Genomic DNA, 19270 nt, shown 5'->3' with positions numbered 1-19270 from the left:
GAGCCGGCCTCGCTTTGCCGAGGTAGGCTTTTTTGTTGGAGCGCGGCTTGCATGGGGCCACCATCACCCTTTTGAGAACTACGGCAACCATAGGAGTGCCCGATGAAAGAACGCCTCTTGGTCATGAACGGTCAACGCATCGTTCAGGCCGAAAAGGACGGCGCTTGGACGAATCAGAAAGTAGACAAGGCGGGCGCGTTGAAGCCCGGCATCTACAACCTGTACACGGCCCAAGCGGCCGACAAGAAGCAGACCCACGCCGGCGTGATCGTTCATGCCGACGCCACCAACGTGTACCAGCAGATCGGCAAGAACTTTGTCATGCACGCTCGGTCAGATTTCGATAAAGTACCTGAAATTGGGAGCGCAAAGAGCATCAGCTACAACGCCCAGGGCAAGGCGGCAGTCGCCGCAGAGGCCCCGAAACTGACGCGGGGGCGCTCCATGTAGCTTTAGCGGCTAAAAAGGAGGCACGCCCTTGAAACGACTCACCATCCCCGGCAGCGGCACCGAGAGCCGCGCCACCAAGCCGGCCCGCGTCAGCGCGCCGGCCACCCTCGGCGGTGCCGCCTTCGGCGCTTCGCGCGAGGACACCGGAGCCGACTTGCTGGAGGCCGCCCAGGCGGCCGAGATCGAGCAGCAGGCCACCCTAGAGGCGGCCCCGGTCGAGCAGTCCTACCCCGAAACCCTGGCGCTCTACGTGCAGGCCAAGCACGACCAGGTGGAGCACATCGAGGACAGGCTAGAAAACCTGATCGACCGGCAGCAGGCCCGTTTGCAGCAGACCCAGGCGTCCGCGCCTGGCCGGCTTTCCTTGCCCGGCTCTAAGCGAGCCTGGCAGAACCAGCAGGCGCAGCAGCAGGCCCGCTTGCAGACGCTTCACGCGCGCCTGGAGGCCGTCCGCGAGATCAAGGAAGGCATGGGCCTGCACTCGCCGAAGATCGAAGAGCTGGCGACGCGCAAGATGCGCGCCGAGAACCCCGAGCTGGCTTCCGATTGGGATGCCATGCGCGAGGCCGCCCGCCGGCATGAGCTGCTGATGCGCAAGCAGGAGCAGGAGCGCAAGCAATCCCAGGCCCAGGAGCGGCCAGGGAGATCGCAGTCCTTGGGCCTGTCAGCCAGGCCCGCATAAAAACGAAGCCCGGCGGTCGCCGGGCTTTTTTCTCGAGCATCGCCATTTCTGGCGAGGGAGGCCCGCCGAGGGCCTGGTGGAATCATCCTGCAGCATCGTCACAAGCGACGATGCCGGGAGCTGGCCAGCATCGCCGAACCTGGCGATGCCGCCGGCGCGGTCGACCATCGCCAGTTCTGACGATGAGATCCCGCATCGCCATCTACAGCGAGGCCCACAGGGCCAGGCCGGCGGCCACGACCGCCATGCCGGCCGCGACCATGTTCATCATGGCGACGCGCCGCGCCTCGCGGATCGGCGCGACGAGCTGCGCCGTCACCGCCTCAACCTCACGCCGCACGGCCTCGGCGGCCGCCTTCGCGCCCTCCTGCATTCCCCGCGTCATGGCGTCCTTGCTGGCCGCCAACGCCGCGTTGAGCGTCCTTTCCGCCTTTCCCTTGGCGTCATCACCCCATCGGTGGGCGATGGACTCCAGTTCCGACTTGAAGGCGTCCAAGATTTCCTGCTGGGCCGATGCGCTGTCCTGCATCAGCTTCATGTTGATGGTCTGGAGGATCAAGATCGGATCGTCGCGGCCCACGGCGATGCCGTGCTTGGCCGCGATCTCCCGTATCAGCTCCTCGATCTTGTCGTCGGCCGCCATCAGAGCACCGCCGCGTTTTCGAGCTGGGCGAAGAGCTGGGTTTTCACGATCTTGAGCCGCTGCCGCGTCATGATCGTGAGCGCCGAATCGGCCAGGGCCTCATCGAAGGTGCGCCGATCCTGGAGCATTTCGGCGAAGTCGCGGCCGTAGGTTTCCTCTTTCAGCGCCGGAATCTGGATGATGGCGGACACACGGCCCTTGTTGGTCGTGTACGCCTTCAACTGCTCGAACCCCTTGCCCTCGTGCTCGATTGGCCCCCAATACGGGTTCAGCCAGACCACGAACAGGCATTCGGCCGGGAACTGGCTGGCGAGCTGGGCGAAGCCGCTCACCGTGTCCACCAGGGCCTGGCCGCCGGTGACGACCGTATGCACCACGAGTTCGTGGCCCATGTCCTGGAGCAGCGCCGGCACCTGGTTGCTGATGAGGTAGTGCGACAGCGGCACGAACGAGCTGGCCCCGTTGTCGATGATGACGTCGCCCTCGGCCGACGCGATCATCTCGACCAGGGCGTCGAAATTCCGGGTGTTGATCTCGTCGCCGTCCATGATGTTGAGCCGGCGCACGTTGAGGGCTTTGTAGCCCTCGAACGTCGCGTTCACCGGATCGGTGTCGATGCAAAGCGGCTTCTGTCCCTTGCCGGCTTTGTACTGCGCGATGGTGGCCGCGATCATCGACTTGCCGACGCCGCCCTTGCCTTGCAGAACCATGTGAATTTTCGCCATTACAGTAAATCCTCTTTCTTTGGAGTCGCATCAAACGTGAAGCCGCCGATCTTGGGCGGCTCACTCTTGGATTCCGAGGCCGGCGGGGCGGCCTTCGGCTCGGGCTTCGCGCCCTTGGGCTGGCTGTCCGGGGGAGTGGCGGGAGGCGGCGGGGAAGCTACCGGCGCGGCCTTGATGTACCGCTTCACGTGCTGGGTGAAGGTTTCGTACCGACAGCGCAGCCGGCCGGTTTCCTTCATGTGCTCCCAGATCGTTTTCATCGCATAGCCCGCATCGAGCGCCGCTTGAACGTCGCTCTTGACGGCCAGGAACGCGACCACGTGCTTGTCCTGGCGCGGCTTCTTGGCTTCCCGTCCCTTCACCCATTCAGCCAGCTCTTCGGGGTAGGTCTTTGGCATCGTGTTCGTCCATCTAATCCTCTCATCGCAAATGTAACGCTACTAAGCGGCGCTACGGAAACGCAAAAAGTCCGCTATCGGCGTGCATTGGCACGCTTCGATAGCGGCATTATGGGCCATTGTGGCGGTTTTCGCTATATCCGTTGCTGCTTTTGCGGCCTGATAGCGCGATAGTTGCGGATAAATCGTAATGGCTGGTGTAGACTTTCCTTGGTGTTATTAACGCCGTAAGGCGGGCAGGATGTGTGAAGTTAGCTAACCGGCGAGCCGGTTATCTATCTTCACTGTCCCTTATTCGCGCCGGGGGCGCTCAACGGGTCATCCTGCTCTGCGAGGCAGCCGGCTACCGCCGGCATGAGAGACGAGGCGAGGCATGGAGAACGACGAAAAGGAACACGGCCGCCGGCGGCGGCAGCACCTGCGGGTGCCGGTGTTCCCCGAAGAGAAAGACGAGATCGAGGCGAACGCCAAGAGGGCGGGCGTCAGCGTGGCGCGCTATCTGCGCGACGTGGGCCAGGGCTACCAGATCAAGGGCGTCATGGACTACCAGCACGTGCGCGAGCTGGTGCGCGTCAACGGCGACCTTGGCCGCCTTGGCGGCCTGCTCAAGCTCTGGCTGACCGATGACGTGCGAACGCTCCAGTTCGGCGAGGCGACCATCCTGGCCCTGCTGGGCCGGATCGAGGCCACCCAGGACGAAATGAGCCGGATCATGAAGGCCGTGGTTCAGCCGAGGGCCGAGCCTTGACTTCTTTAGCGGCTAAAAAGCCGGAGGGGCGGCCATGATCGCCAAGCACGTGCCGATGCGCTCGCTTGGCAAGAGCGACTTCGCGGGCCTGGCGAACTACATCACCGACGCCCAAAGCAAAGACCACCGGCTGGGCCACGTGCAGGCGACGAACTGCGAAGCCGGTTCCATCCAGGACGCCATCACGGAGGTGCTGGCGACCCAGCACACGAACACCCGCGCGAAGGGCGACAAGACCTACCACCTGATCGTCAGCTTCCGGGCCGGCGAGCAGCCCAGCGCCGACACCTTGCGCGCGATTGAGGAACGCATCTGCGTCGGGCTGGGTTATGGCGAGCATCAGCGAATCAGTGCCGTCCACAACGACACCGACAACCTGCACATCCACATCGCCATCAACAAGATTCACCCGACGCGGCACACGATGCACGAGCCGTACTACCCGCACCGGGCGCTGGCGGAACTCTGCACGGCCCTGGAGCGCGACTACGGCCTGGAGCGCGACAACCACGAGCCGCGCAAGCGCGGCGCGGAGGGCCGGGCCGCCGACATGGAGCGGCATGCCGGCGTTGAAAGCCTGGTCGGCTGGATCAAGCGCGAGTGCCTGGACGAGATCAAGGGCGCGCAGTCCTGGCAGGAACTGCACCAGGTCATGCGGGACAACGGAATGGAGCTGCGCGTCCGCGCCAATGGCCTCGTGTTCGAGGCCGGCGACGGAACGATGGTGAAGGCGAGCACAGTAGCCCGCGACCTTTCCAAGCCGAGCCTGGAGGCGCGGCTTGGCCCGTTCGAGGCTTCGCCCGAACGGCAGGCGCAAACCACCGCGAAGCGGCAGTACCGCAAAGACCCCATCCGCCTTCGCGTCAACACCGTGGAGCTGTACGCGAAGTACAAGGCCGAGCAGCAGAGCTTGACCACGGCGCGCGCCCAGGCCCTGGAGCGCGCCCGGCATCGCAAGGATCGGCTGATCGAGGCGGCCAAGAGGTCGAACCGCCTGCGCCGCGCCACGATTAAGGTGGTCGGCGAGGGCCGCGCGAACAAGAAGCTGCTGTACGCCCAGGCGAGCAAGGCCCTGCGCAGCGAACTCCAGGCGATCAACAAGCAGTTCCAGCAGGAGCGCACGGCCCTCTACGCCGAGCACAGCCGGCGCACGTGGGCCGACTGGCTCAAGAAGGAGGCGCAGCACGGCGGCGCCGACGCCCTGGCCGCCCTGCGCGCCCGCGAGGCGGCCCAGGGCCTCAAGGGCAACACCATCCGGGGCGAGGGCCAGGCGAAGCCCGGCCACGCGCCGGCGGTGGACAACATCACGAAGAAGGGGACGATCATCTTCCGCGCCGGCATGAGCGCCGTGCGCGATGACGGTGACCGCCTGCAAGTCTCCCGCGAGGCCACGCGCGAAGGGCTGCAAGAAGCCCTGCGCCTGGCGATGCAACGCTACGGCAACCGCATCACCGTCAACGGCACGGTGGAGTTCAAGGCGCAGATGATCCGCGCCGCCGTCGATTCCCAGCTACCCATCACCTTCACCGATCCGGCTCTTGAGAGCCGGCGGCAGGCGCTTTTGAACAAGGAGAACACCCATGAGCGAACCGAAAGACCAGAGCATCGAGGACGAACTGGACGCGGCGCTGGCGGCCCTGGACAGCGGCCCGCTGCCGACCAGCACGCTACCGGAGCCGCAGCCGTCGCCCGAGCAGGCGACGGCCGGCCAGCCGCCGGCCGAGGCGACCGCGCCGACGCCGGCCTTCACGCCGCCACCGTCCACCGGAAGCCCGACGTTGGACGCCTTGGAAGAAAACCGCCGCCCCAAAGCCAGCACCGTTTGCGAGCACTGTCCGAACTCGGTGTGGTTCGCATCGCCGGCGGAAGTGAAGTGCTATTGCCGCGTGATGTTCCTCGTCACGTGGAGCAGCAAGGAACCCAACCAGATCACGCACTGCGACGGGGAATTTCTCGGCCAGGAACAGGAGTAGGCCAGACGCCGCCGGGCGTCGCCGCCGCCGACAAGTACATCGCCGAACGCGAGGCAAAGCGCCTAAAAGGTTTCGATATACCGAAGCATTCCCGATATACTGCCGGTGATGGTGCGCTCACGTTCCAGGGCACCAGGACTATCGAGGGCCAGGCGCTGGCCCTCTTGAAACGAGGTGATGAGGTCATGGTTATGCCCATCGACCAGGCCACGGCCCGGCGCTTGACGCGCATCGCGGTCGGCGATGCCGTCTCGATCACCGCGAAAGGCTCCATCAAAACGTCGAAAGGAAGGAGTAGATGAAGATCAAGATGAACAACGCGGTAGGGCCGCAAGTCCGAACCGCCAAACCGAAGCCGAGCAAGCTGCTGCCGGTGCTGGGCGCGGCCTCGATGGTCGGCGGCCTCCAGGCCGCGACGCAGTTCTTCGCCCACACGTTCGCCTATCACGCGACCCTCGGCCCCAACGTGGGCCACGTGTACGCGCCCTGGTCGATCCTGCACTGGACGTACAAGTGGTACAGCCAGTACCCGGACGAGATCATGAAGGCCGGCAGCATGGGGATGCTGGTTTCGACCGTGGGCCTGCTGGGCGTGGCCGTGGCGAAGGTCGTCACGTCCAACAGCTCGAAGGCGAACGAGTACCTGCACGGCTCGGCCCGCTGGGCCGAGAAGAAGGACATTCAGGCGGCCGGCCTGCTGCCACGCGAGCGCAACGTCCTGGAGATCGTCACCGGCAAGGCCGCACCCACGGCTACCGGCGTGTACGTGGGCGGCTGGCAGGACAAGGACGGCAATTTCTTCTACCTGCGGCACAGCGGCCCCGAGCACGTGCTGACCTACGCGCCCACGCGCTCGGGCAAGGGCGTCGGCCTGGTGGTGCCCACGCTGCTGTCGTGGGGCGCGAGCAGCGTCATCACCGACTTGAAGGGCGAGTTGTGGGCCTTGACCGCCGGCTGGCGGCAGAAGCACGCCAAGAACAAGGTGCTGCGCTTCGAGCCGGCCAGCACCTCGGGCGGCGTCTGCTGGAATCCGCTGGACGAAATCCGCCTCGGCACCGAATACGAGGTGGGTGACGTGCAGAACCTTGCCACGCTGATCGTTGACCCGGACGGCAAGGGCCTGGACTCGCACTGGCAGAAGACCGCCTTCGCGCTCCTGGTCGGCGTGATCCTGCACGCGCTGTACAAGGCCAAGGACGATGGCGGCACCGCCACGCTGCCGTCCGTCGATGCGATGCTGGCCGACCCGAACCGGGACATTGGCGAGCTTTGGATGGAAATGGCGACCTACGGGCACGTAGACGGCCAGAACCATCACGCCATCGGCTCGGCGGCCCGCGACATGATGGATCGGCCCGAGGAAGAAGCCGGATCGGTGCTGTCCACGGCCAAGTCGTACCTGGCCCTGTACCGCGACCCCGTGGTGGCCCGCAACGTCAGCCGGTCGGACTTCCGCATCAAGCAGTTGATGCACGAGGACGACCCGGTAAGCCTCTACATTGTCACCCAGCCCAACGATAAGGCCCGCCTGCGGCCGCTGGTGCGCGTCATGGTGAACATGATCGTGCGCCTGCTGGCCGACAAGATGGACTTCGAGGGCGGCCGGCCGGTGGCGCACTACAAGCACCGGCTCTTGATGATGCTGGACGAGTTCCCGAGCCTCGGGAAGCTGGAGATCATGCAAGAGTCGCTGGCCTTCGTGGCCGGCTACGGCATCAAGTGCTACCTCATCTGCCAGGACATTAACCAGCTCAAGAGCCGCGAGACGGGCTACGGCCACGACGAAAGCATCACGTCGAACTGCCACGTGCAGAACGCCTACCCGCCCAACCGCGTCGAGACGGCCGAACACCTGTCCCGCCTCACCGGGCAGACCACCGTGGTGAAGGAGCAGATCACGACCAGCGGCCGCCGCACGGCGGCGATGCTGGGCCAGGTGTCGCGCACTTACCAGGAAGTGCAGCGGCCCTTGCTGACGCCCGACGAATGCCTGCGCATGCCGGGGCCAAAGAAGAACGCCCAGGGCGAGATCGAAGAAGCCGGCGACATGGTGATCTACGTCGCGGGCTACCCGGCGATCTACGGCAAGCAACCCCTGTACTTCAAAGACCCAGTGTTCTCGGCACGCGCCGCGATCCCTGCGCCCAAGGTCAGCGACCGCCTGCGCGCCGTCGCACAGGCCGAGACGGAAGGGGAGGGCATCACGATATGAGCCGCATCCTGAAACGCATCGCGGCAGGCGTCGTCATCGCGGGCGTGGCCGCCCTGCTGCTGGCCGCCGGCGGCTATGCCGCCGGTGCCCGCGTGAACACCACCAAGAGCATTCCGGTCGGCCTGTACTGGACGAGCAGCGCGCCGGTGGAGAAGGGGGCCTACGTCCTCTTCTGCCCGCCGCAGCTCGGCGTGTTCGATGACGCCAAGGAGAGGGGCTACATCGGGGCCGGCTTCTGCCAGGGCGGCTACGGCTACATGATGAAGCGCGTTTTAGCCGCTAAAGACGATGCCGTCGCCGTCGCCGATGACGGCGTGCGCGTCAACGGCGAGCTGCTGCCCCTCAGCGCGCCGATCAAGGCCGACAAGGCCGGTCGGCCGCTGCCGCGCTATCAGTCCAACAGCTACACGCTCGGCAATTCCGAGGTGCTGCTTATGTCGGACGTGAGCGCCACATCCTTCGACGGCCGCTACTTCGGCCCGATCAATCGTTCGCAAATCAAGACCGTGATCCGTCCGGTCATCACCTGGTAGGGAGACACACCATGCGCCTTTTCATCGCAGAAAAGCCGTCCGTCGCCAAGGCCATCGCCGGCGAGCTGGGCGCGACCGGCAAGGGCGACGGCTTCATCGAGTGCGGCACCGACAAAGTGACCTGGTGCTTCGGGCACATGCTCGAACAGGCCGACCCCGACGAGTACACGCCCGATGACGTGCCGCGCGGCCAGTCCGGCAAGAAGGTCTGGCGCGTCGATGAGCTGCCCATCATCCCCGAGAGCTGGATTCTCAAGCCCAAGGACGACGCGAAGAAGCAGCTCGCCGTGATCGGCAAGCTGCTCAAGGAGGCCAAGGAGATCGTCAACGCCGGCGACCCCGACCGCGAAGGCCAGTTGCTGGTTGACGAAGTGCTGGAGCACTTCCGCAACAGCAAGCCGGTGCGCCGCTTTTGGGTGAGCGCGCAGGACTCCGTTTCCGTCAAGCGCGGCCTGGCCGCGTTGAAGGAGAACACCACCTATGCAGGCTGGGCCGACGCTGCACGCGGGCGGCAGCGCGCCGACTGGCTGATCGGCATGAACCTCAGCCGCGCGTACACGCTGCGCGCGCAGCGCGGCGGCTCGCGCGCCCTGCTGACCGTGGGCCGCGTGCAGACGCCGACGCTGGCCCTCGTGGTCGCCCGCGACCGCGAGATCGAGGCATTCAAGGCCGTGCCGTACCACACCATCCGGGCGGTGGTGCAGCACGCCGGCGGCAGCTTCGCCGCCGCATGGAAGGCGAAGGAGGATCAAGCCGGTCTGGACAGCGAAGGCCGCCTTGTCGATACCGCCGTCGCCGACGCCCTGGTGGCCGCCGTCAAGGGCCAGCCGGGCACCATCGCCGCGTACAAACAGGAGGCCAAGAAGCAGAACCAGCCGCTGGCCTTCGCCCTGTCCGACATTACGGCACTGGCCTCGGCCAAGTTCGGCTACAGCGCCGAGGACGTGCTGAACACCTGCCAGGCGCTCTACGAGACGCACAAGCTGACCTCGTACCCGCGCACCGACTGCGCCTACCTGCCGGAGTCGCAGCACGCCGACGCGCCGCGCGTGCTGGAGGCGATCAAGCACGTCAACCCCGAACTGGCCGGCCTGGTCGATGGTGCCGATCCGCGTATCAAGTCCAAGACGTGGGACGACTCGAAGATCACCGCGCACCACGGCATCGTGCCGACCATGCAGAAGGGCAGCAAGGCCGCCCTCAGCGAGCGCGAGCGCAACATCTACGACCTGATCGTGCGCGCCTACCTGGCGCAGTTCTACCCGCTGCACGAGTACATGCAGACCACCGTGGGCGTCGAGATCGCGGGCGAGAACTTCGCCGCGAGCGGCAAGGTAGTCACGCGCAACGGCTGGCGTGACGTGTACAGCCAGGCCGACGAGGAAGGCGAGAAGGACGAGGACGACGACAGCGGCACGCAGGCCCTGCCGTCGATGGCCCAGGGCGACGCCGTGACCTGCACGGACGCCACCCGCAAGGACGCCAAGACGAAGCCGCCAGCGCGCTTTACCGAGGGCACGCTGATCCGCGCGATGGAGAACATCCACAAGTTCGTCAGCGATGCCGAGCACAAGAAGATGCTGCGCGAGGGCGACGGCATCGGCACGTCGGCCACCCGTGCGTCGATCATTTCCGAGTTGAAGCGGCGCGAGTTCCTGGCCGTCAAAGGCAAGCAGATCATCAGCACGACCCTCGGCCGCAGCGTCATCGACGCGCTGCCCGAGGTTGTGAAAAGCCCGGTGCTGACCGCGCTCTACGAGCGGATGCTGAAAGGCGTCGAGCAGGGCACGGCCGCCCTGGACGCCTTCATCACGAAGCAAGAGACGTTCATCCGCGACCAGGTGGCGAAGGCCAACAGCGGAGCCGTGACCATCGCCGGCGGCAAGGAAGCCGCGCCGGTGTCATCCCTTCACAAGTGCATGGCCTGCGGCAGCGGCTTGTCGCGCCGGCCGAGCAAGAAGAAGGGGCAATTCTGGTGGGGTTGCAGCAACTTCCCCACATGCAAGCAGACCTACCCCGACCTCAAGGGTCGGCCCGACTACAGCAAGGGCCGCAACGGCCCGGCATCCGAATGACCACAGCGAAGGAGATCGACCATGAACGAGCAAACCACCACCAACACCGCCGCCCACGACGAGCCGCTGGCCGTCCTGCCGCCGGTTGACGACGACGCCGCCGGCCGCGAGGCCGTGCGCGAGAAGATGGCCGACGCGCTGACGCCCGGCTTCCAGGTCGAGTTCGACCCCGACGAAGCCGAGCGCGTGGGCGCGTTCGTGGAGGACGCGCTGTCCGAGCAGGACGCCGCCGCGAGCGGCGACGACCTGGTGGAAGTCGATGGCGCGCTGGAGCCGGCATTCCTGGACGACGAAGGCCCGAGCGCCGACATCCCGCCGTTCATCACCACCACGAACGCCCGCGAGCTGTACGACCTGCGGCCCGGCGAGACGGTTGCCCAGGCCGCCGCGCGCAAGGCGTCGGAGGGCTGACCCATGCCGATCACGAAAGCCGAGGCGCAAGGGGTGACGCGGGCTTTCGTCCGCGACTACCCCGGCGCGCTGGAGCTGGCCTACAAGTTCCGCGAGGACGCGGCCGAGCTGTACGGGCCGCGAGCGGCCGAGGTGCCGGCCGACATGAAGGGCGGCTACGTGCCCAAGGAGACGCTGCACGCCGGCCGCGCCTACCGTGGCCGCGTGGACGTGCCCTTGCAGAACGTCGAGAGCGCCGGCGACCTACTGATGACGCTGCGGCACGAGGTGCTAGGCCACTACGGGGCCAACACCTTCGCGCCGGGCGAGAAGCGCGCCTTGCTGGACGGCCTGGCGGCCGCCCGCAACGAACCCACCCTCAAGCCGCTATGGGATGACGTGAACCGGCGCTATGCCGGCCAGTCCCTGGACGTGCGCGCCGAGGAAGTGTTTGCCCTGCACTGCGAGGGCATCGAGCCGAGCCAGCACCAGGTCGCCGACCAGGTGCAGCAGCGCGGCCAACAGTCATTCACGGAAACCTGCATCGCCCGCGTGCGGCCCATGCAGGCCGACGACCTGCACAACATCGTGTGCATGGTCGCCCAGGGCCTGCGCGACCGTTCCCGGACACAGCAGAACTTCCCTCAGTTCAACGAGCTATTCCGAAGGGACGAGAACATGGAGCCGAAGAAGCCGTTTCACGAAGTCGTGGCCGAAAAGCTGATCGAGCAGCTCAAGGCCGGCACCGCACCGTGGCAAAAGCCGTGGGAGCCGGGCGAACCCAACGCCTACCTGCCGATGAACCCGACCACCGGCAAGCGGTACAAAGGGATCAACGCCATCCACCTGATGGCCCAGGGCCGCAGCGATGCGCGCTGGATGACCTACAAGCAGGCCGCCGCCGTGGGCGCGCAGGTTCGCAAGGGCGAGAAAGGCACGCCGGTTCAATACTGGAAGTTCAGCGAAGAGCAAGACAAGCTGGACGACAGCGGCCGGCCCGTCCTCGATGCGAAGGGCCAGCCGGTCAAGGAAACCGTCATGCTGGAGCGGCCGCGCGTGTTCTTTGCGACCGTGTTCAACGGCGAGCAGATCGACGGCCTGCCGCCGCTCCAGCCGAAGAAGGAACAGACTTGGAACGCCGTCGAGCGCGCCGAGCACATCCTGAAAGCCTCGGGCGCGACGATCACCCACGCCGCCGGTGATCGGGCGTTCTACCGCCCTTCGACCGACAGCATCACCCTGCCGGAGCGCGGCCAGTTCCCCAGCTCCGACCGCTACTACGCGACCGCGCTGCACGAGCTGGGCCACTGGACGGGCCACGCTTCGCGCCTTGACCGCGACCTGGCGCACCCGTTCGGGAGCGAGGGGTACGCCAAGGAAGAGCTGCGCGCCGAAATCGCTTCCATGATCGTCGGCGACGAGCTGGGCATCGGCCACGATCCGGGCCAGCACGCCGCCTATGTGGGTTCGTGGATCAAGGCGCTGCAAGACGAGCCGCTGGAGGTGTTCCGCGCGGCCGCCGATGCCGAGAAGATTCACGACTACGTGCTGGCCTTCGAGCAGAAGCAGGTTCAGGAGCAAGACCAGCAGCAGAGCCAGGCCCAGGACGAAGCCGTGGCCCAGGCCCTGGCCGTGGACATTGCCGAAGTCCTGGACAACCCGGACGTGTCTTTCAGCCACTACCAGGCATTCCAGGGCGACACCCTGGAAGACGCCTTGCGCAGCCGTGGCCTCGAAACCGTGGGCAGCATCACCGGCACCGATCCCGAGCAGTTCTACGCGGTCGCGCATGACCGGCTGTCGCCGGTGTTCGGCATCGACCCGAGCCACACCGACACCGACAACGCCTACCTGGAGCGCAAGGGCTTGGCGCAAGAGTTCGCCAACATGGCCGAACAGCTCCACCTCGCGCAGCAGCTCCAGCAGCACGGCGAACAGATCGTGTCGAGCATCGACGCCGAAGCCAGGTGGAGCGACGGCCAGCGCATCTTTGCGTTCCACGACCAGGACGGTGAACCCCACCAGGTTCGCAGCCTGGACGAGCTGAACAACTACGCGCCCGACCAGTTGATGGCCCTGCCGGCGCTGACCCAGCAGCAAGCGGCCGTCGCAGACCAGGAGGCGAACATGACCCCACCGACCAACGACCAGGCGGCCGCCCTGCTGGCCGCCCATCCTGCCGACGCGGTGCAGGGCATCGAGCAGGCCGCCGCCGCGCGCCGGCAGCTCGCCGCCGGCGAGATCGACGGCCAGGCGTTCGCCGACGCGACCCGTCAACACCTTGGCGTTGAGCTGCCGCCCGACTGGAGCGGAGAGCTGCGCATCGTCGGCGTGGCCGAGCAGGACGGCCAGACCGTCGATGCCGCCCAGGCCGGCATCGAGCCGCAGGCGTTCCAGGTCTACGCGCGCAAGGCCGATGCGCAGTTCGGCGAGGACGCCTTTGCCTTCGTCGCCGGCACCCGCACCGAGGGCCAGGCCGAGGCTCTGACCGAGCGCCTGCACCTGGTCGATGCGCTGGGCACCGACAACCAGCACGAGCGCGCCGCCAAGCTGGCCCGCGTGCAGGAAGAGCGTGTACGGCGCGACCCCAACGCGACCGAAGAGGACATTTCAGCCGCTAAAGAGGCACGCAAGACCGCCGAGGCGTCGGCCATGCTCAACGACAGCGACGCGCAGCGCCGCGCGGCCGAGCTGGAGCGCCAGGAACGCGAGCGGCAGCAGGCGCAGCCGCAGGCCGAGAAGCCCGAACGGCAGTACATCAACGTGCCGTACAAGGAGAAGGACGAGGCCAAGAGCCTCGGGGCGCGTTGGGATCGGCAGCAACAGTCCTGGTACGTGCCGCCGGGCACCGATGCCGCTCCCTTCGCCAAATGGGCGCAGGGAGCCGCTACAGCGGCCGTAGAGCCGCGTTCGGCCCAGCCGGCACCCGAAGCCCAGGGCGAGGCGCAGAAGCCCGCGCAGCAGGCCCAGCAGGCCCGCCAGTACCTGGCCGTGCCCTACGAGCAGCGCAACGCGGCCAAGGCCGCCGGCGCGCTTTGGGACAAGGCCGCGAAGTCCTGGTATGTCGGCCCGCGCGCCGACGCGGCGAAGCTCGAACGCTGGAAGCCCGAGAACGTGCAGGCCCAGCAAGGGCCAGCGATGACGCCAAGGGAAGAGTTCGCCGAGGCCATGCGCAGCGCCGGCCTGTTCACCGGCAGCAACGCCCAGGGCGATCACCCGATCATGGATGGCAAGCGGCACCGCGTGCCGGTCGAGGGCGGCAAGAAGGGCGCGCTCGATGGCTTCTACGTGGGCCACCTGGACGGGCACCCGGCCGGGCGGATCATCAACAACAAGACCGGCACGGACATTACCTGGAAGAGCAAGGGCTACGCCTTGAGCGACCAGGAGAAGGCCAAGCTCCAGGCCGAGGCGGCCGAGAAGCTGGCACAGCGAGCCGTCGAGCAGGACAAGGCCCAGGAGGCCACCGCGCAGCGCGTCGGTCGGCAGATGGCCGACCTCGTGCCCATCGAGCAGCCGACGCCCTACCTGCAAGCCAAAGGCATCCAGGCGCAGGCCGGCGTGATGACCGACCGCGAAGGCCAGAAGACCTACATCCCGGCCTTCGACGCAGAGGGCAAGCAATGGACGATGCAATACATCCAGGAGGACGGCACTAAGCGGTTCGCCAAGGACTCGAAGAAGGAAGGATGCTTCCACCCGGTCGGCGGCATGGACGCCCTGGCGGCCGCGCCGGCGCTGGTGATCTCGGAGGGCTACGCCACGGCGGCCCAGGTGGCCGAGGCCGTGGGCCACGCCACGGTCGCCGCCTTCGACAGCGGCAACCTTGAGGCCGTGGCGAAGGCGCTGCACGCCAAGTTCCCGGACAAGCCGATCATCATCGCCGGCGACGACGACCGGCACCTGGTCATGACCCACGGCAACAACCCCGGCCGGGAGAAGGCCGAGGCGGCCGCCCAGGCCGTGGGCGGCAAGGCGATCTTCCCGATCTTCGCGCCGGCCGAGAACACCTACCCGCGCGACTTGCCCGCCATCACGCCCGACAGCTTCAAGACCCACCTGCGCGCCGAGCAGCGCCTTGCCGACGCCGCCGCCGGCAAGGTCGAGCTGGCCGGCGACGAGGCGGCCAAGCTCAAGGCGTCGATGTTGAGCGGCGCGCAGATCGCGGCGCTGTCCACGATGAAGCAGCACACCGACTTCAACGACTTGGCGCACAAGAGCGAGCTGGGCATCGAGGGCGTGAAGCGGCAGATCGGCGCGGCCATCAGCCAGGTGCAGCGCGACGAGCAGCAGCACCAGGAGCAGAAGCACGTCGAGAAAAAGCAACAGCAGATCGAGCAGCGCCCACGGCGGGCCGCTCGCATCGGATAAGTCGAAAAATCCGGCTAAAGTGGCCGAGCTGCACATCAGGCCGCGCGGTTTTCCTCCCTGATCGCCGGCGCGGTTTCTTCCTCCCTGAACCGCATGCAGACTTGCCGCCTCGGACACCCCGAGGCGGTTTTTTTTCGCCTCGCTCGAGCATCGCCGCATCCGACGATGCCGAGACGACCAGGCCGCGCACGTCGAGCTGCAGCATCGCCATTGCCGACGATGGCACCAGGTCGCCGGCGGTGGCCACCGACCTCGAGCTCGCATCGCCACATCCGACGATGCGCGCCGGCGTCGACCATCGCCAGGTCTGACGATGGCGGCCGCCCTGCCCTGGATCTCGCATCGCCATTTCTGGCGATGAGATCCACGGAGCGGCCATTTAGACCCGCCAATAACGACCCGGCCAAGATAATGTCATTTTCAGAAGACGACTGCACCATTCAGCGCGGTTTGAAGCCTCTTGTGCATACGGCTCCTGACAGCCAGATATCAGGACTCCTCTGCACGAAACTCGTCTATGCTCAATACTCGTGTGCACCAAAGCGAGATGAGCATGGCGACCGATACCGCACCGATTACCGAGCACGGCGTGGCCACCCTGCCAGAACAGGCATGGGAGCGTGCGCGTCGTCGCGCGGAGATCATTGGGCCGTTGGCGCAGTCGGAGACGGTTGGGCATGAAGCGGCCGACGCGGCAGCCCAGGCATTGGGGCTGTCCCGGCGGCAGGTCTACGTCCTGATCCGCCGTGCCCGGCTAGGATCGGGGCTGGTCACTGACTTGGCTCTTGGGCAGTCGAGCGGTGGCAAAGGTAAAGGCCGCTTGCCGGAGTCGGTCGAACGAATCATCCGCGAGTTACTGCAAAAGCGCTTCCTGACCAAGCAGAAGCGTAGCTTGGCGGCGTTCCACCGCGAAGTTGTGCGGGCGTGCAAGCTGCAAAAGCTGCGGGTGCCGGCGCGCAACACGGTGGCTCTGCGGATCGCCGGCCTCGATCCGCGCGAGGTCACTCACCGCCGGGAAGGACAAGATGCCGCCCGCGACCTGCAAGGTGTTGGTGGTGTTCCGCCACCCGTCTCCGCGCCGCTGGAGCAGGTGCAGATCGACCACACAGTCATCGACCTGATCGTGGTGGACGAGCGCGACCGGCAACCGATTGGCCGTCCATACCTGACCCTCGCCATCGACGTATTCACCCGCTGCGTGGTTGGCATGGTCGTTACGCTGGAAGCCCCGTCCGCCGTCTCGGTCGGCTTGTGCTTGGTGCATGCCGCCTGCGACAAGCGCCCTTGGTTGGAAGGGTTGAACGTAGAGATGGATTGGCCGATGAGCGGCAAGCCCAGACTGCTCTACTTGGACAACGCGGCTGAGTTCAAGAGCGAGGCGCTGCGCCGTGGCTGCGAGCAGCATGGCATCCGGTTGGACTATCGCCCGCTTGGGCAGCCGCACTACGGCGGTATCGTGGAACGGATCGCCCTTGTCAACAGTGGCGGCGACATCGGTGGCGATGCTGCGGAAGGCCGACAGGTCGCCCAGCTTGGAGGCAGTTTTGCCTTGCGAGGCCGAGACAGTCTGGGCCGGTGTAGTTGATGCTGTGCTTGCGTTGTTCTGATCGGCAGATTTGGAACAACCAGCCGCGAGGGCCAAGAGCACGGCGGCCGAAATGGCGGCAACAGGGCGAGCGATTGAGTGCTTTATGAGCATGTTTTTCTCCTTGTGTAGAGCGAAGATGGTTATTCGACGAGCTGGGCCGAGCGGCGTCCATTCATGCCGATCTGCGCGACGGCCACCAGCATGACGATCACCGTGAGGAACAAGGCGCTTGTCCACATGGCACCCATGCCAAGGCCGCCATAGGTCTTGGCCTGAGTCAGCAAGTCGCCGAGTGCGGCCCCGAAGGGGCGGGTCAATATGTAGGCGATCCAGAAGGTCAGAACGGCGTTGCCGCCCATGCGCCAGGCGGTATAGGTGATGCCAATCAGCACACCGAACGCCACCGCGCCCCAGGTAAAGCCCAAGCCCAATGCCTCGGTCGCCAAATCGCCAGCAGCCGTGCCCAGCGCGAACGTGCAGAGGATGGCAGCCCAATAGAACAGCTCCCGGCTGCGCGTCACAATGTCGTGAATGGACAGGGTGCGCTCGATCCGATACCAGACGAAGAAGATCGCGGCGAGCGCAACGGCGAACGCCGAGGTGCTGATGTACAGGCTGACGCCAAGGCCATCGGTCAGCAGATCGGTGATCTGGGTGCCGACCACGCTGACCAGTACCACCGTCAGCCAGTAAATCCAAGGGGTATAGCGTCGGGTGCGCAACTGCATGAACAAGGCGGCCGCCAACAGGGCAGCCATGACGGTTCGAGTCACGCCTTGCCCCCACCCTGCGTTGACCGCCAGGAAATCGGCTCCCGTCTCGCCCACCGTGGTGGACATGATCTTGATGATCCAGAACGACAGCGCGACTTCCGGGACTTTATTGAGCCAGCCAGTGGTGCTGCTCGTGGGCAATTTGTTCATGGTGTTCTCCTGCCGGGGGTGAAATGGTTTGCCAGCAGTTTGAACATGCTGACTTAGCCCGCCCATAGGCTCACTCGCGCACCCATCCAAGCGCGATCAACCCGCTGAAAAGCCGCCGATGGATTCCGGTGGAAAGTTGATAACTTGGCAATAGATACCAGTGTGCTTCACGTAACGTCAGCCAGGCACAGATTGCAGCAACGGCGATGGCCCCGAGCATGTCGAATGGGAAGTGCACTCCAAGGTAGATGCGCGCCCAGGCAATGGGAACGCCCAGCAAAGCCAAAGTCACGCCTGCAATTCGTGGGCCTCGTTGCAGCGCGAGGCTGAAGGCAACCGCCCACCACAGCGTCAGGTGATCGCTTGGGAAAGACGAATCGGCAACATGAGGGATGAGGGTGTGACCCAGGCCGATCATGAAAGGTCGAGGATGCAACCAAGCCAGGCCGATGATCTGGTTGATGAGCAGGCCCAGCAATCCCGATGCGCTAGCAACGAGCATCGTCTTGCGGGTAGGCTCGCCGCCGCGAAGCCAGCCGATGCCGATCAGGAGTGGAACCGCCCAGATGAGCTGTTCGGCAAAGAAGGTGGCCAACGTCAGAGCCAAAGCACTGGGATGCTCCGGTGCGTTGAGCCAGAGAAAAAATGTATGGTTGAGTGATTCCATGAGGTCTCCGGGCCGGATCGCCTCCGAGGGAAACGATCCGGCCATACTGTCGGGAGTCAGTCCCGCTTGTCGTGGTCATCATCGTGATCCGCCTTGTCCTCGGCAGACGAGATGACCGTGCCCTTGTCGGCATCGACCCGGACATCGAAGACCTTGGCCCCGCTGACGACTTCCACGTCGTAGACCCAGCCTTGCTTCGAGTTCTCGTACTCGGCGCGTGACGCCTTGCCATTGGCGTGCTGCTCGGCGACGGTGACCGCCTGAGTGAGGGGAATCTTGGCCTTGCTGATTGCCAGTGCGTCGTTTTCCATACCGCCATTGGCGGCGTAGGCGACCGCGCCGGTTGCAGCGATGGCGACGGCCAGAAGGGAAAGTTTGGTATAGCGGTACATGATGCTTCTCCAGAAGAGTGCAGGGATTTGCACAGTGGAGAAGGTACGCAGGCAGACTTAGCTCGCACTGAGCCGGGAAGTTTTCGCTCTCGCCGATGTAGTGTTATCGACTCCTGACAATTGGTGCAGTCGTCTTCTGAAAATGACACAGGGCGCGCGCCTGGCTGTCCCTGGCGTGGTCGATCTATCCGACCTGGCCGCCGAGGCGAAGGGCGTGGCAAAGGTGGTGCTGGAGTCGATCCAGGACATGCTTTTGAAGCTGGCGTTGCAGATGGCCCGCGACGACTACGAGGATCGCCGCGAGCGGCAGCGGCAGGGCGTCGAGCTGGCGAAGGACGCCGGCCGCTACACCGGCCGCAAGGCCAACACAAAGGTGCATGAACGCATCGTGGCGCTGCGCAGCGCAGGCCACAGCATTCCAGAGACGGCCAGGCTGGCCGGGTGCAGTGAAAGCCAGGTCAAGCGCGTATGGGCGCTGCACAACCAGGCGCAGGCGTGAC

The 19270-nt window shown here is 65.7% G+C and carries 16 protein-coding genes and 2 pseudogenes; 11 read left to right on the top strand and 7 right to left on the bottom strand.

What is annotated here, in order from left to right:
• Positions 1 to 102 precede the first annotated feature (102 nt).
• Positions 103 to 450, top strand: coding sequence for an IncP plasmid survival protein KfrB (gene kfrB, locus ABNX08_RS42745; RefSeq protein ID WP_000664557.1), 348 nt, complete (start codon positions 103 to 105; stop codon positions 448 to 450).
• 28 nt (positions 451 to 478) lie between these two features.
• Positions 479 to 1132, top strand: a complete 654-nt coding sequence (kfrC, locus tag ABNX08_RS42740; protein ID WP_000826922.1) for an IncP plasmid survival protein KfrC — start codon at positions 479 to 481, stop codon at positions 1130 to 1132.
• A 202-nt stretch (positions 1133 to 1334) separates the two neighbouring features.
• On the opposite strand, the gene ABNX08_RS42735 is transcribed toward kfrC, so the two are convergent.
• From ABNX08_RS42735 to ABNX08_RS42725, 3 genes are read right to left on the bottom strand one after another with little or no spacing between them, the layout of a single operon-like run.
• A complete protein-coding gene (locus ABNX08_RS42735; protein ID WP_000718516.1) occupies positions 1335 to 1775 on the bottom strand; it encodes a conjugal transfer protein TraM in 441 nt (146 codons plus the stop codon).
• On the bottom strand, positions 1775 to 2500 hold the full coding sequence (locus ABNX08_RS42730; protein WP_011114058.1) for an ArsA-related P-loop ATPase: 726 nt from the start codon (positions 2498 to 2500) through the stop codon (positions 1775 to 1777). Before ABNX08_RS42730 ends, ABNX08_RS42735 begins: the two co-directional genes overlap by 1 nt.
• A complete protein-coding gene (locus ABNX08_RS42725; protein WP_001127128.1) occupies positions 2500 to 2898 on the bottom strand; it encodes a TraK family protein in 399 nt (132 codons plus the stop codon). Before ABNX08_RS42725 ends, ABNX08_RS42730 begins: the two co-directional genes overlap by 1 nt.
• A 373-nt stretch (positions 2899 to 3271) precedes the next feature.
• Here ABNX08_RS42725 and traJ point away from each other — a divergent pair, with 373 nt between their 5' ends.
• The 8 genes and pseudogenes from traJ to ABNX08_RS42685 all read left to right on the top strand — a co-directional run.
• Positions 3272 to 3646, top strand: a complete 375-nt coding sequence (traJ, locus tag ABNX08_RS42720; protein ID WP_000426567.1) for a conjugal transfer transcriptional regulator TraJ — start codon at positions 3272 to 3274, stop codon at positions 3644 to 3646.
• 34 nt (positions 3647 to 3680) lie between these two features.
• Complete coding sequence (gene traI / locus ABNX08_RS42715) at positions 3681 to 5921, top strand: TraI/MobA(P) family conjugative relaxase (RefSeq protein ID WP_011114057.1); 2241 nt, start codon at positions 3681 to 3683, stop codon at positions 5919 to 5921.
• Positions 5918 to 7831 (top strand): type IV secretory system conjugative DNA transfer family protein, encoded by a 1914-nt coding sequence (locus ABNX08_RS42710; protein ID WP_000694765.1) that lies wholly within the window; start codon positions 5918 to 5920, stop codon positions 7829 to 7831. Before traI ends, ABNX08_RS42710 begins: the two co-directional genes overlap by 4 nt.
• Positions 7828 to 8364, top strand: a complete 537-nt coding sequence (gene traF / locus ABNX08_RS42705) for a conjugative transfer signal peptidase TraF (protein ID WP_006122512.1) — start codon at positions 7828 to 7830, stop codon at positions 8362 to 8364. Before ABNX08_RS42710 ends, traF begins: the two co-directional genes overlap by 4 nt.
• A gap of 11 nt (positions 8365 to 8375) precedes the next feature.
• The gene (locus ABNX08_RS42700; RefSeq protein ID WP_011114056.1) at positions 8376 to 10439 is read left to right on the top strand and encodes a DNA topoisomerase III; all 2064 of its coding nucleotides are present in this window, start codon (positions 8376 to 8378) and stop codon (positions 10437 to 10439) included.
• A 21-nt stretch (positions 10440 to 10460) separates the two neighbouring features.
• On the top strand, positions 10461 to 10850 hold the full coding sequence (locus tag ABNX08_RS42695; protein ID WP_006122510.1) for a protein TraD: 390 nt from the start codon (positions 10461 to 10463) through the stop codon (positions 10848 to 10850).
• 3 nt (positions 10851 to 10853) lie between these two features.
• Positions 10854 to 15200 (top strand): zincin-like metallopeptidase domain-containing protein, encoded by a 4347-nt coding sequence (locus ABNX08_RS42690; protein WP_011114055.1) that lies wholly within the window; start codon positions 10854 to 10856, stop codon positions 15198 to 15200.
• Between the two features lie 553 nt (positions 15201 to 15753).
• Positions 15754 to 16668 (top strand): annotated as a pseudogene (locus tag ABNX08_RS42685) (transposase family protein); the annotation flags it as partial.
• Here the strand turns inward: ABNX08_RS42685 and ABNX08_RS42680 are convergent.
• From ABNX08_RS42680 to ABNX08_RS42665, 4 genes and pseudogenes are all read right to left on the bottom strand, one after another.
• Positions 16666 to 16899 (bottom strand): annotated as a pseudogene (locus ABNX08_RS42680) (hypothetical protein); the annotation flags it as partial. The pseudogenes ABNX08_RS42685 and ABNX08_RS42680 overlap by 3 nt on opposite strands.
• Before the next feature lie 29 nt (positions 16900 to 16928).
• The gene (locus ABNX08_RS42675) at positions 16929 to 17711 is read right to left on the bottom strand and encodes a membrane protein (protein WP_005797951.1); all 783 of its coding nucleotides are present in this window, start codon (positions 17709 to 17711) and stop codon (positions 16929 to 16931) included.
• Between the two features lie 70 nt (positions 17712 to 17781).
• Positions 17782 to 18378, bottom strand: coding sequence for an undecaprenyl-diphosphatase (locus ABNX08_RS42670; protein WP_011517526.1), 597 nt, complete (start codon positions 18376 to 18378; stop codon positions 17782 to 17784).
• 56 nt (positions 18379 to 18434) lie between these two features.
• Positions 18435 to 18770, bottom strand: coding sequence for a PepSY domain-containing protein (locus tag ABNX08_RS42665; RefSeq protein WP_005797945.1), 336 nt, complete (start codon positions 18768 to 18770; stop codon positions 18435 to 18437).
• Between the two features lie 142 nt (positions 18771 to 18912).
• Between ABNX08_RS42665 and ABNX08_RS42660 the strand changes: the two genes are divergently transcribed.
• Positions 18913 to 19269, top strand: coding sequence for a helix-turn-helix domain-containing protein (locus tag ABNX08_RS42660; RefSeq protein ID WP_374063837.1), 357 nt, complete (start codon positions 18913 to 18915; stop codon positions 19267 to 19269).
• Position 19270: the final 1 nt, after the last annotated feature.

Origin of the sequence: Cupriavidus sp. DF5525 (assembly GCF_040149425.2) — a bacterium.
GTDB lineage: Bacteria > Pseudomonadota > Gammaproteobacteria > Burkholderiales > Burkholderiaceae > Cupriavidus > Cupriavidus pickettii_A.
This window is presented reverse-complemented; position numbering and strand designations above follow the sequence as displayed.